We start from the raw sequence: 12,233 nt of genomic DNA, 5'->3' as shown, positions 1-12,233 counted from the left end.
CCGAGCGCCCCCAAGAACGCACGTCTCTCCATGCACGTTGGACGCCCGATTCCCGACAAAGGTTTTCAATGACCCGAATCGTATTTTTACCGCCAACCAGGCGCCGGAAGAGGCCGTGGGAAGCCGCATTCCTGGAACCAACCGCACCTTCCGTACGTCTCATCAGGCATGAGCGGCTACCACCCTGAGCGCCTGCCCCAGGACCGGATCGAGGCCGTCCTCCACTCGGTGATCAGCCAGCATGTGGCGATGGGCTGGCGGCTGGAGTCGAGGTTCGCCAACCAGGTCGTGTTCGTGCGCGGCGGCCAGACCAACCATGCCGCCCACGCCCTCATCACCTTCCTGCTGTGCGGCCTGTGGCTGCCGATCTGGATCGTCCTCGCGGTCGTCGAGCAGGAGAAGCGCACCGTCCTGTCCGTGGACGAGCAGGGCCGGCTGCTGCAGGGCGGCATGCCCTACCAGGGCTTCGCCCCTCCCCCCGTGCAGCGTTTCAACGGCAACGCGCAGGCCATCGCGATGGCGAACATGCGCCGACAGTTGCGCCAGCAGGCCCGTGAGCACGCCCGCGACGTGGTGCTCGCCCGCGACCTGCGGATCGGCCGTCCGGACCTGCCCCGCCACTACGACGACGGCGGCCTCATCGACGTCAACCACGTCCCGGCCCCGGTCCTGACCGCGATCACCGGGATCACTCCGGAGATGGCCGAGCACATCGTGCAGGTCAGGTCCCAGGTCGTCGGTTTCAGCTCCGCGGAGGAGCTCGCCGCGGTCGCCGCGCTTCCGCCGCATCTCACCCCGGAGATCCGGGAGTACGGCATCTTCCTTCCCTGATGTCCGGGAAGTGAGCATCCCTTTTCTCACCTCCCCGTGAGAGAGATGCCCTGTTATGGTGCTGAAGTTCGTTGCTGTGGCAAATGACTGCTGGATGGCCTATGCCCCTGCCTGACGACTATCCGCTGCCGCGGGTCGGCACACTGCACGTGCCGAGGGTCGACGCACTGGTACCGAGAGTCCTCGTCGAGGTGACGGCGCCGCAGGGGCTTCTGCGAGACCTGGCCGTCCGCTTCTCCTCCCCCCGCCTGCCCAGAGCCGTGCTCGCCCTGCCTCGTCTTCTACGAAAACGGAACCGGCGATGAAGCGACACCCCCTGATCTGGCTGTCGGGCGCGCAGCCCGCGCTCCTGGAGCGCACGCCCGGAGACCGGCCCAAGTACCAGGGCATCGGCGGAGCCGTGCTGACCACGGCGACGCTCGCAGGGGTGTCGATGTTCTTCGCTCTGCAGATGGCGCTGCGGGCGCCCTGGTACGCGGCGCTGCCGATCTCGCTCGTGTGGTTCCTGGCCATCCTCAACCTGGACCGCTGGCTGGTCGTGTCGATCCAGCGCGGGAACCGGGCCTGGCTGGTGGCGCTGCCCCGGTTGCTGATGGCGCTGCTGTTCGGCTTCATCATCTCCACGCCGCTGGTGCTGCGGATCTTCCAGCCGGAGATCGAGACGGAGATCAACAAGATCCGGCAGGAGCAGACCGAGCGGTTCCAGGGCGACCTCACCGGCGGCGAGGTCGGCAAGAAGATCGACGCGCTGGAGAAGCAGGAGACCGCGCTGCTCCAGACGATCGCCAGTGGCGGAACCGTCCTGAACCCCGAGAACGATCCGCAGATCGTCGCGCTCCGGGAGCGGTTGAAGCCGCTGGAGGAGAAGCGGGACGAGAACGCCGACGCCGCGACGTGCGAACTGACCGGCGACAAGTGCCAGAACGGGAGCCGCAAGTCCGGAGCCGGACCGCGTTACGAGAACTTCCGGAACAAGCAGCGCGAGGCCGAACGGGAGATCCGGGAGATCGACCGGCAGATCCAGGACCGCCGCGACGAGATCGCGACGGCGTCCAAGACCAGCCGGGAACAGACTCTCCGGGAGGCCAACGAGGCGCTGCCGGGCGTCCAGACGCAGCTGAAGAACCTCCGGACGATCCAGTCGGACGCGCAGAAGGACTTCGAGCAGGCCAACGAGGAGAACACCGGCCTTCTGGTCCGCCTGGACGCGCTCAACCGTGCCTCGACCGGTGATTTCACGCTCGGCCTCTGGCGCATCCTGCTGTTCCTTCTCTTCACCGTCATCGAATGCCTGCCGATTTTCGTGAAGGTCCTGCAGTTGTACGGGCCGCCGAGCACCTACGAACAGCTCGCCGAAGAGGACGCCAAACGCAGCGTCACGTCCGGGAAGATCCGTGCCGAGACGCACGAACAGTCACTGGAACTGGAGCAGACGGCGCAGCTGGGCCAATCCCGCGCACTGGTCGAAGCACGTGAAGAAGCCGCCCGGAGACTCGGGACGATGACGGTGGAGGCCGAACTACGCGTGGCGGCCGCGATCCTCGCCGCATGGGAGGAACGCGAGATAGCCCGCATCCCCCAGAACCTCGACGAGTACGTGACGTCCACGAACGACCCCATCGTCGAGCCCGCCTCGGCCGGCTTCGACGAGCCCGCCGTGACGCCTCCGCTCTTCGGCCCGAACGCACCGGGCGTCATGCCGTACTACGCGCCCGCCTTCGACGAGGAGGCCCGCCGCCGCGCCGAGACCGAAGGTAGTCAGCGGTAGGCGGAGATCCCGGTGATCGCCTCGCCGAGGACAAGGGTGTGGATCTCCTCCGTGCCCTCGTAGGTGAGGACGGATTCCAGGTTGTTGGCGTGCCGGATCACCGGGTACTCCAGTGTGACGCCGTTCGCGCCGAGGATCGTACGGGCTGAGCGGGCCACGTCCAGGGCGGCCCGTACGTTCGCGAGCTTGCCGAAGGAGACCTGCTGGGAGGTGACCTTCCCGGCGTCCTTCAGCCGTCCGATGTGCAGCGCCGTCAGCCCCGCCTGGCCGAGAGCCACCTCCATGCGCGCCAGCTTCTCCTGGGTGAGCTGGAAGCCCGCGATCGGCTTGCCGAACTGCTCGCGGGACTTGGCGTACTCGACGGCCGTCTCGTAGCAGGTGCGGCCCGCGCCGACGGCGCCGAAGATGATGCCGAACCGCGCCTCCGAGAGGCAGCCGAGCGGCGCCTTGAGGCCCCTGGCCTCCGGCAGGATCGCGTCCGCCGGCAGCCTCACCTCGTCGAACGACAGCTCGGACGTGACGGAGGCGCGCAGCGAGAGCTTCTTCTTGATGTCCGTGCGGGAGAACCCGCGGGTGCCGGCCGGGACGAGGAAGCCGTTGATCCCCTCCTCGGTGCGCGCCCAGACGACCGCGACGTCGGCCACGGAGCCGTTGGTGATCCACATTTTGGCGCCGTTGAGGATCCAGTCCTGCCCGTCGCGCCGCGCGTACGTCCGCATCGACCCCGGGTCGGAGCCGTGGTCGGGTTCGGTGAGCCCGAAGCAGCCGATGTAGTCGCCCGCCGCCATGCCGGGGAGCCAGTACTGCTTCTGCGCCTCCGAGCCGTACTTGTGGATCGCGGCCATCGCCAGGGACCCCTGGACGGAGACGAAGCTGCGCAGCCCGCTGTCGGCGGCCTCCAGCTCCCGGCACGCGATGCCGTACGAGACGGCGTTCGTCCCCGCGCACCCGTAGCCCTCCAGGTGCATCCCGAAGAGCCCGAGCTTGCCCAGTTCCCGCGCGAGGTCCCGGACGGGCAGCGTCCCGCTCTCGAACCAGTCGCCCACGTAGGGGTCGATGGAGCTCTCGCGGAAGGCCCGGACGGTGTCGCGGACCATCCGTTCCTCATCGGAGAGCTGATCGTCGAGCCGCAGAACGTCCATTCCCGAACCTCCCTTTGGTTACCGCCGCTAATTTACTCAGGGGTCGGATTCGGGGTGTTCGCAGGGCGGCTGCCGCGGAGGCGGGCGGAGAGGAGCGCTGCTCATATGAAGGCGGTGACGCCCTCGTATTCGCCCTGGCGGGCCCGGCCGGTCACCTCGTATTCCAAGAGCAGCAGACCGTTCGGCGTGGCCTCGTGATGGAGCAGGCGGAGGCCGGACGGGGCGTTCTCCCCGGTCAGCAGCCGCCGGCCGGTCCGGAGGACGACGGGGGCGACCACGAGGCGGAGCGTGTCGACCAGGCCCGCCGACAGCAGTGAGTCGCCGAGGCGGGCGCTGCCGTGGATCTGGAGTTCCCGGCCCGGTCGCGCCTTGAGTTCGGCGACCGCGCGGGCCGGGTCGCCCTTGAGGACGGTCGTGGGGTTCCAGGTCCCTTCGGTGAGGGTGCTCGTCACGACGTACTTGGGCAGTGCGTTCATCCGCTCGGCGAACGGGTCGGCCGGGTCTGTGATCTTCGGCCAGTCGCGTGCGAACGCCTCATAGGTCCGCCGGCCGAGCAGCAGGCCGTCGGCGAGGTCGAGCCAGTCGGAGGCGCGCTGGACGAACGTCCCGTCCATGTGGGGGACGAGCCAGCCGCCACGGGTGAATCCTTCGCTGGTGTCCTCGCTCGGGGAGCCGGGCCCCTGGCTGACCCCGTCGAGCGTGACGAACTCGGTGAGGGTGATCTTCATCGCGGGACGACGCTCTCGGCGAGAGCGGCCAACTGGCCGGTGACCGTCCCCCAGCCCTCGGCGAAGCCGAGCTTCTCGTGATGGGCGCGGGCCTCCGGGTCACCGTGCCGTATGACGATCCGGTAGTCCGTGCCGTCCGGGTGATCGCTCAGCGTGATCGTGGCGGTCATGGGGACCGGAACGGGGTTCGCGGGCCGCCACGCGCTGTCGATCGCATTGGTGAACACGATCCGCTCCAGCTCGTCCACGGCGAGGAAGCACGCGTCCAGGTGCGAGACGAACTCGACACCGTCGTCACTGAACCGCGTCACGAACGCCCCGCCGGGCCGCGGGTCCAGGCGGTCCACCCGGCAGCGGGACGGAGCCGGGACCCACCACCGCTCAAGCCGGGACGGGTCGGTCCACGCCTTCCACACGGTCGCGCGCGGGGCGCGGATGATCCGCTCCAGGCCGAGATCGAGATCGGGATTCACTGTCTGTTCTCCTCCGGGTCGGTGACGAACTGTTCGAGGCGGTCGGTGCGCTCTTCCCAGATCCGGCGCTGTTCGGCGAGCCAGTCGTCGACCAGGGCGAGCCGTTCGCGGTTGAGCGTGCAGGTGCGCACCCGGCCGGACTTGACCGTGTGGATCAGCCCGTTGGATTCGAGTGTCCGCACGTGTTTCATGAACGAGGGGAGGGCCATCGGGAACTCGCGCGCGAGGTCGCCGACGCTCGCCGGCCCGCGACCGAGGCGCCGGACCACGGCGCGCCGGGTCGGGTCGGCGAGGGCGACGAACACCCCGTCGAGCCGTGCCGAATACTGTGCCATGTGGCTAAGTATCACAGCCCGAAATGGTTAGCGCAAGGGCTAACCATTGGTCCGCGCAGGAGATCGTGAATCGTCACCGGCCGTCACACACGCCCGGTACTCGACCCGGGGAAAGCCGAGACCCCTGGTTCCGATGTCAGGGTCGGACCAGGGCTTCTCCCCGATGTGGACAGGGTCCGCATCGGGGCATCCTTAACTCATGAACGCCACACTGCACCGCAAGATGGACAACAAGATGCTCGCCGGTGTCTGCTCCGCGATCGCAGCGCAGACCAACCTCGACCTCAACGCCGTCCGCCTGGGCGTCGCCGGGGTCTCCGTCATCGGCGGGATCATCGGCATCGGCCTGGCCGTCCCGCTCCTGTACGTCCTCGCCTGGGTCCTGATCCCGGCCGACGACTCGGACATGTCCCCCGCCCAGCGGTGGTTCAGCAAGCCCGAGGTCAAGGACGTCATGGACAAGGCCTCGGACGCCCTCACCAAGAAGAAGCCGTGACCCGCAACGCGGCCTCCCGAACACCCGCGGGAGGCCGCGTCTAGAACCGGGCGGACAGCGTCTGCGTGTGGAGCACCTTGTTGCCCATGTCCCGCAGCCTCACCGTGAGCTGCTCCGTCCCACCGTCGATCTCCACCTCGCCGAAGAACTGGGCGCCGTCGGCGGGACCGGCGCCGGGGCGGGGAGCGCCCTTGATGAACGTCGTGCTCGGCCCGAACGTCGAGTCGAACCTGGTGGGCCGGAAGGTTCCGGCGTTCAGGGGGCCCGCGACGAACTCCCAGAAGGGCGCGAAGTCCTTGAAGGCCGCCTGCGCGGGGTCGTAGTAGATCGCCGCCGCGTAGTGGACCTCCGCGGTGAGGAAGACCATTCCCGTCACGCCCTGCTGCCAGGCGTCCCGCAGGATCGTGGCGAACTCCCTTTCACGGCCGAGCGGAAGGCCCTCGTCCCTGTTGCCGACGCCGTCCTGATCCGTGCCCTTGGCTCCGGTCAGGCCGATCGGGATGCTGTTGGCGATGACCTTCCAGACGGCTTTGGACTTCCGCAGCTCCCGGATGAGCCAGCGCGTCTGGTCGTCGCCGAGGATCCCGGGGCCGTGCGTCTCCAGGTTGGCGCCGTTCTTGTTGCGGTGCGACCTCATGTCGAGCACGAAGACGTCCAACAACGGGCCGTAGGAGACCTTCCTGTAGATGGTCGAAGCGGCGCTGATCGGCACGTACTCCCGGACGGCGCGACGTGCGCGCTCCGCCAGTACGCGCACGTTCTTCTCGGCGTAACGCGAGTCGTGGATGATCTGTTCGGGGTACCAGTTGTTGCGTACTTCGTGGTCGTCCCAGTCGTAGAGCATCGGTACGCGGGAGTTGAACGCGCGCAGATTGGCGTCCATGAGGTTGTAGCGGAACTGGCCGCGGTACTCGGCGAGTGTCTCGGCGACCTTCGCCTTCTCCCCCGTCATCACGTTCCGCCAGACGGTGCCGTCGGGCAGGTTCACGGTCTCCTTCAGCGGGCTGTCGGCGTAGGCCCAGTCGCCGCTGCACAGGAAGAAGTCGGGCTTCACGTCGGCCATCGCCTTGAAGATCCGGTAGCCGCCGAACGCCTCGTTGATGCCCCAGCCCTGGCCCGCCATGTCACCACCCCAGACGAACCGGATGTTCTTCCCCTTCCCCGGGGCCGTCGGGAAGGAGCCGAGTTCGGGAGCCGACAGCACGCGGCCGTCGTCCAGCCTGACCCGGTAGTGGACGCGCTTGCCCTGGGGCAGCCCGTCGAGCCGCACCCGGCCCGTCAGGTCCGTGTCGGGGCTCAGCCAGGGGCCGCGGACCGTCCGATGGCCCTTGAAATCCGGGCGGGTTCCGTAGTCGACCAGCATCCGGGACGGGACGTTCCCCCGCACCCACACGAGGGCCCGCCCGCCGTTCACCTCGCCGCTCTGCACGCCATGAGTGATCGCGGGACGGCGCCGGACCAGCGCGGCGGACGCCGGACCGCCGGCCAGGGCCAGGCCTCCGCCCGCCAGCAGGCCCGTCCGCAGGAGACCACGTCGGTCGAGAGTCATCGGCACACTCCAGGCTCGGGGTCCCGACCAAGGTCGCGCGCTGGAATGCGGTACTCAATGTGACAAGCGGGAGAAGGCGAAGGTTTTGACCGCGGCCTCCCGTCCGGAGAACGGACGGGAGGCCGTGACGCTCAGGCCGTCAGCGTCTTGGCGTAGACGACCTTGTTGTTCAGGTCGCGCAGGCGGACGGTGAACGCCTTCGTCCGGCCGTCGATCTCCACCTCGCCGAAGAACTGGGCGCCTTCCGCGGGACTGGCGTTGGCACGAGGGCCGGTCTTGATGAACTCCAGAGTGGGGCCGAACGTGCCGTCCAGGGTGTTGGGGCCGAACGTACCCGCGTGGAACGGGCCCGCGACGAACTCCCAGAACGGCGCGAAGTCCTTGAAGGCCGCCTTCGCCGGGTCGTAGTAGTGGGCCGCCGTGTAGTGGACGTCGGCCGTGAGGAAGACGATGCCCTTCACGTCGTGCCGGTATGCGTCGCGCAGGACCGAGGCGATCTCCCGCTCGCGGCCCAGCGGAAGGCCGCTGTCCGTGTTGGCCACGCCCTCCTGGGCGTCGCCGTCGGGGACGATCAGGCCGATCGGGAGGTCGTTGGCGATGACCTTCCAGGTCGCCTTGGACGCGCGCAGCTCGCGGGTCAGCCAGCGGGTCTGCTCGTCGCCGAGCAGGCCGCGACCGGACGTCTCCAGGTTCACGGTGTTCTTGTTCTTGTACGTCCTCATGTCGAGCACGAAGACGTCCAGTAGCGGGCCGTAGGAGATCTTCCGGTAGAGCTTCCCGTTCAGGTCGATCGGCAGGTACTCGTGCGCGGCACGGCGCGCGCGGGCCGCCAGGACGTCGACGTTCTTCTCGGTGTAACGGGGGTCGTCGAGGATCTCCCCCGGGTACCAGTTGTTGGTGACCTCGTGGTCGTCCCACTGGTAGACCATCGGCACGCGGGAGTGGAACGCGCGCAGGTTGGAGTCCATGAGGTTGTACCGGAACTGGCCCCGGTACTCGGCGAGCGTCTCGGCCACCTTCGCCTTCTCCTCGATCAGCACGTTCTTCCACACGGTGCCGTCGGGGAGCGCGACGGTCTCGGCGAGCGCGCCGTCGGAGTAGACCCAGTCGCCGCTGCACAGGAAGAAGTCCGGATTCACGTCGGCCATCGCCTTGAAGATCCGGTAGCCGCCGAACGCCTCGTCGATGCCCCAGCCCTGGCCCGCCAGGTCGCCGCCCCACACGAACCGGACGTCCTGCCCGCGCCGCGGGGCGGTGCGGAAGGAGCCGGTCTCGGGGGCGGAGAGCTCGCGCCCGTCCTCCAGCCGCACCCGGTAGTGGATCTCCTTCCCGGGCGGCAGGCCCCGCAGCCGCACCTTTCCGGTGAGGTCGGTGCCGGGGGTCAGCCAGGGGCCGCGGACCGTCCGGTGGCCGCGGAAGTCCGGACGGGTGCTGTAGTCGACCAGCATCCGGGACGCCCGGCTCGCCCGCGTCCACACCAGGGCCCGCCCGCCGGCGACCTCGCCCGTCTGGACACCGTGGGTGATCGAGGGCCGGGCGCGGGCGAACGCCGGGGCGGTGAGGCCCGCGGGCAGCGCGAGGGCGCCGCCCGCCAGCAGTCCGGCCCGCAGGAGATCACGTCGGTCGAGGGTCATGGCACGCTCCAAGCTTCGAAGTTCCGCCGTGATCATGCCGATCGGAGGAATCTTCACCATGAAGCGCAAGAAAACGGAAGGAGGCCTCAGAGCGAGGCTTTGACCCGGCCCCTGCCCGACGGCGCGAACACCGCCGCCACCACCTGGCCGCGGACCTGCGTCCACATCATCGTCACCGCCGTCGCGGCGACCAGCCCCGCGGCGCCCGCCAGCGCCACCACCTTCTCCGGCCCGATCACCTGGGCGAGCGCGCCGCCCGCCAGGATGCCCAGGCCCTGGCCCGCGAGGATGCCCGACTGGACCAGCCCGAACGCCTGGCCCCTGCCCGCCGCCGGAACCGCCGCCACGAACGCGGTGTTGGCCGCCAGCTGGTAGGCGCTGCCGCATCCGGCCAGCGCCCACAGCAGCACCGTCACCGCGAACGGCGGCTCCAGCGCGCAGCAGAGCAGCGGCGCGCACGAGAGCATCGCCAGCCCGCTCATCGACCGGATCCGGCTGGACGGGCGGACGAAACGGGAGAAGACGAAGCTGCCGACGACCATCCCCGCCGGCATCGCCGCCATGAGGAAGCCGACGTACAGCGCGTCCTTCCCGTACGTCGCGGCATACGGCGCCGCCAGCCCCTCGGGGACCGTGTAGAAGGAGCACAACCAGGCGAACCCCACCAGGCTCCGCAGCTTCGGATCGCCGAAGACGAGAGCCGCGCCCTCCTTGGTGTTGTGCCAGAGGCGGAGCCGCTCGTGCGCGCGCTCCGGCGGCGGCCTCCTCCGGATGCCCATGAGGACCAGCGCCGACAGCAGGAAGGTCAGCGCGTTGAGGCCCAGCGCCTCCCGCGTCCCGACGACCGCCACCAGCGCGCCGCCCGCCGCGAAGCCGAGCATCTGGGTCGCCTGATGGGTCATGTTGTTGACCGCCGCGCCCAGCACGTAGCCGTCGCCCTTGAGGATGTCGGGCAGCAGCGCCGCGCGGGCCGCGGTGAACGGCGAGCCCAGCAGCACCGTCAGGAAGATCAGGGCGCACAGGACGGTGAACGACGTCTCCCCCAGCGCCATCAGGCCCATGAGGAGCATTCGCAGCAGATCGCAGACGATCATCACCCGGCGGCGCGGGAAGTGGTCGGCGAGCCCGCTGAGCATGGGGCCGCCCAGGATCGGCGGCAGGTACGTCAGCGCGTAGGCCAGGCCCGTCAGCAGCGCGCTCTGCGTCCGGTCGTAGACCAGGACCGCCAGCGCCACCTGGGCGAACTGGTCGCCCACCGAGCTGAGCGTCTGGGCGAACCACAGGCGGCGGAACTCCACGACGGCGAACACCTCGCGATACGTCGCCTGCCGTTCCGGCGGCCGTCTGTGCCTGCCCATACCCCGCTCTCTCAGAGCGTCCGAGTTCTGCCTGACCTCCTCATCAAATCACGTAGCGTGTTCATTCGTTGACCGAACGTACTTTTCTGCGAGTCACCATCCGAGTTCGTGAAGACGCCGGTCGTCGATCCCGAAATGGTGGGCGATCTCGTGCACGACCGTCACCGCGATTTCCTCCCGCAGATGGTCTATATCCTCACAGAAAGCGAGATGTTCCTCACGGTAGATCTCGATCCGGTCGGGCAGTACTCCTGCGTACCAGTCGCCGCGCTCAGTCAGGGGGATCCCGGTGTAGAGGCCCAGCAGCCCCTCCTCCGGGGACCTGTCCACCACCACGACCACGACGTTCTTCATCAACCTCGTCAGCTCCGGAGGAATCGTGTCCAGTGCCTCCGACACCAGCTCCTCGAACCCGGCCGCGGAAATCTCGATCATGAAACGCCTCCTCCACCGCCTCTTCAACCGCCGGACCGCCCGCTGGAGTTCCCTCGTCCTCATCGGAGTGGTCGGCGCCCTCACCGGCCTGCTGCTCGGCGGCCGCATCCAGACCCCCGTCGGCCCCGCGGACGCGTCCCTGTCCTTCTCCCTGTCGTGGGAGGGCGGCACCGTCGTGGACGTCCCGCCGCTCGGCTCCCTGAAGCTGGACTCCCACAGCGGCCCGGTCGTCCTGAACGCGCAGATCAGCCAGCTGCGCCCGTCCGCCACCGAGTCCTTCCTCAACGACCCGAACGCGGTCGACGAACTCTCCAAGACGATCACCGACCAGCTCCGGCACGGCCTCGTCTGGATGGCCGTGCGCGGCGCCCTCGTCGGCTTCGCCCTGGCCTTCCTCATCGCCCTGCTGGTCTACCGCGCCTGGCGCCCCGCCGTCGCCGCCCTGACGGCCGCAGCCGTGACGCTCTCGGCCTTCGGCGTCGTCGCCTGGCTGACGTTCCGCCCGTCCTCCGTCGCCGAACCCCGCTACACCGGCCTCCTCGCGAACGCCCCGCAGCTCGTCGGCGACGTCCAGACCGTCGTGCAGCGCTTCGACGAGTACCGCGGCATGCTCGCCAAACTCGTCGGCAACGTCTCAGAGCTCTACGCCACCACCAGCACCCTGCCGATCTACGAGCCCGACCCGGACACCCTGCGCGTCCTCCACATCTCCGACATCCACCTCAACCCCATCGCCTGGGACGTGATCCGCTCCATCACCACCCAGTTCCAGGTCGAAGTGATCATCGACACCGGCGACCTCACCGACCACGGCTCCCGCGCCGAGGACCGCTTCGCCGACAACATCGAGACCCTCGGCGACGTCCCCTACGTCTTCGTCCGCGGCAACCACGACTCCCCCGGCACCCAGAAGGCCGTCGCGAAGAACAAGAACGCCATCGTCCTCGACGGAACCACCCAGACCGTCAAGGGCCTCCGCATCTACGGCGCCGGCGACCCCCGCTTCACCCCCGACAAGACCACCGAAGACGACTCCATGACCCCCGAAGCCCTCCAGGCCGAAGGCGAAAAACTGGCGGCCCCCCTCCGAGGCGCCCCCGACCCCCCACACGTCGCCGCCATCCACGACGGCAACCAGGCCCGCCCCTTCGACGGCGTCACCCCCCTGATCCTCTCCGGCCACTCCCACAACCGAAAGACCGAACTCCTCCCCCACGGCACCCGCCTCTTCGTCCAGGGCAGCACCGGCGGCGCCGGCCTCCGCTCCCTGGAACACGAAACCCCCACCAAGATCGAACTGAGCCTCCTCTACTTCAACCGCGAGACCCTGGCCCTCCAGGCCTGGGACGACTTCACCCTCGGCGGCCTCGGCGAACAGTCCGTCCAGGTGGAACGCCACCTCACCTCCACCCCGCCCACCGCCGCCACCCCCACTTCCGAGTCCCCCGCCCCCGCATCGGCCCCTCCCGCTCCCTGACCCCAAA

At 68.9% G+C, this 12,233-nt stretch carries 12 protein-coding genes; 4 read left to right on the top strand and 8 right to left on the bottom strand.

The window, feature by feature from the left end; genetic code table 11:
• Positions 1–168: 168 nt before the first annotated feature.
• Positions 169–831, top strand: coding sequence for a helix-hairpin-helix domain-containing protein (locus ABD327_RS18730; protein ID WP_344451765.1), 663 nt, complete (start codon positions 169–171; stop codon positions 829–831).
• 301 nt (positions 832–1,132) lie between these two features.
• Positions 1,133–2,599: a DUF4407 domain-containing protein gene (locus ABD327_RS18725; protein WP_344451764.1), complete on the top strand. Its 1,467-nt coding sequence runs from the start codon at positions 1,133–1,135 to the stop codon at positions 2,597–2,599.
• On the opposite strand, the gene ABD327_RS18720 is transcribed toward ABD327_RS18725, so the two are convergent.
• The 4 genes from ABD327_RS18720 to ABD327_RS18705 form a co-directional block, all read right to left on the bottom strand.
• Positions 2,590–3,741, bottom strand: a complete 1,152-nt coding sequence (locus ABD327_RS18720) for an acyl-CoA dehydrogenase family protein (RefSeq protein WP_344451763.1) — start codon at positions 3,739–3,741, stop codon at positions 2,590–2,592. The two genes, ABD327_RS18725 and ABD327_RS18720, sit on opposite strands and share 10 nt — an antisense overlap.
• A 101-nt stretch (positions 3,742–3,842) precedes the next feature.
• Entirely contained in the window at positions 3,843–4,469 is a 627-nt protein-coding gene (locus tag ABD327_RS18715) for a dihydrofolate reductase family protein (RefSeq protein ID WP_344451762.1), read from the bottom strand.
• Complete coding sequence (locus tag ABD327_RS18710) at positions 4,466–4,942, bottom strand: SRPBCC domain-containing protein (protein ID WP_344451760.1); 477 nt, start codon at positions 4,940–4,942, stop codon at positions 4,466–4,468. The genes ABD327_RS18715 and ABD327_RS18710 overlap by 4 nt, the downstream gene beginning before the upstream one ends.
• Positions 4,939–5,277: an ArsR/SmtB family transcription factor gene (locus ABD327_RS18705; RefSeq protein ID WP_344451759.1), complete on the bottom strand. Its 339-nt coding sequence runs from the start codon at positions 5,275–5,277 to the stop codon at positions 4,939–4,941. The genes ABD327_RS18710 and ABD327_RS18705 overlap by 4 nt, the downstream gene beginning before the upstream one ends.
• Before the next feature lie 199 nt (positions 5,278–5,476).
• On the opposite strand from ABD327_RS18705, the gene ABD327_RS18700 reads away from it, so the two are divergent.
• Positions 5,477–5,773 carry a PspC domain-containing protein gene (locus tag ABD327_RS18700; RefSeq protein WP_344451757.1) on the top strand — a complete coding sequence of 99 codons (297 nt, stop codon included), beginning with the start codon at positions 5,477–5,479 and terminating at the stop codon, positions 5,771–5,773.
• A 40-nt stretch (positions 5,774–5,813) separates the two neighbouring features.
• On the opposite strand, the gene ABD327_RS18695 is transcribed toward ABD327_RS18700, so the two are convergent.
• The 4 genes from ABD327_RS18695 to ABD327_RS18680 form a co-directional block, all read right to left on the bottom strand.
• The gene (locus tag ABD327_RS18695) at positions 5,814–7,322 is read right to left on the bottom strand and encodes an alkaline phosphatase D family protein (RefSeq protein ID WP_344451756.1); all 1,509 of its coding nucleotides are present in this window, start codon (positions 7,320–7,322) and stop codon (positions 5,814–5,816) included.
• Positions 7,323–7,453: 131 nt separating this feature from the next.
• Positions 7,454–8,956, bottom strand: coding sequence for an alkaline phosphatase D family protein (locus tag ABD327_RS18690; RefSeq protein ID WP_344451755.1), 1,503 nt, complete (start codon positions 8,954–8,956; stop codon positions 7,454–7,456).
• An 86-nt stretch (positions 8,957–9,042) separates the two neighbouring features.
• Positions 9,043–10,314, bottom strand: a complete 1,272-nt coding sequence (locus tag ABD327_RS18685) for an MFS transporter (RefSeq protein WP_344451754.1) — start codon at positions 10,312–10,314, stop codon at positions 9,043–9,045.
• 93 nt (positions 10,315–10,407) lie between these two features.
• A complete protein-coding gene (locus ABD327_RS18680) occupies positions 10,408–10,749 on the bottom strand; it encodes a metallopeptidase family protein (RefSeq protein ID WP_344451753.1) in 342 nt (113 codons plus the stop codon).
• On the opposite strand from ABD327_RS18680, the gene ABD327_RS18675 reads away from it, so the two are divergent.
• Positions 10,748–12,226 (top strand): metallophosphoesterase family protein, encoded by a 1,479-nt coding sequence (locus ABD327_RS18675; RefSeq protein ID WP_344451752.1) that lies wholly within the window; start codon positions 10,748–10,750, stop codon positions 12,224–12,226. The two genes, ABD327_RS18680 and ABD327_RS18675, sit on opposite strands and share 2 nt — an antisense overlap.
• Positions 12,227–12,233: the final 7 nt, after the last annotated feature.

This window comes from Actinocorallia aurantiaca, from assembly GCF_039533685.1.
GTDB lineage: Bacteria > Actinomycetota > Actinomycetes > Streptosporangiales > Streptosporangiaceae > Actinocorallia > Actinocorallia aurantiaca.
The sequence above is the reverse complement of the archived record's forward strand: the minus strand, read 5'-3'. Positions and strand labels throughout refer to the sequence as shown.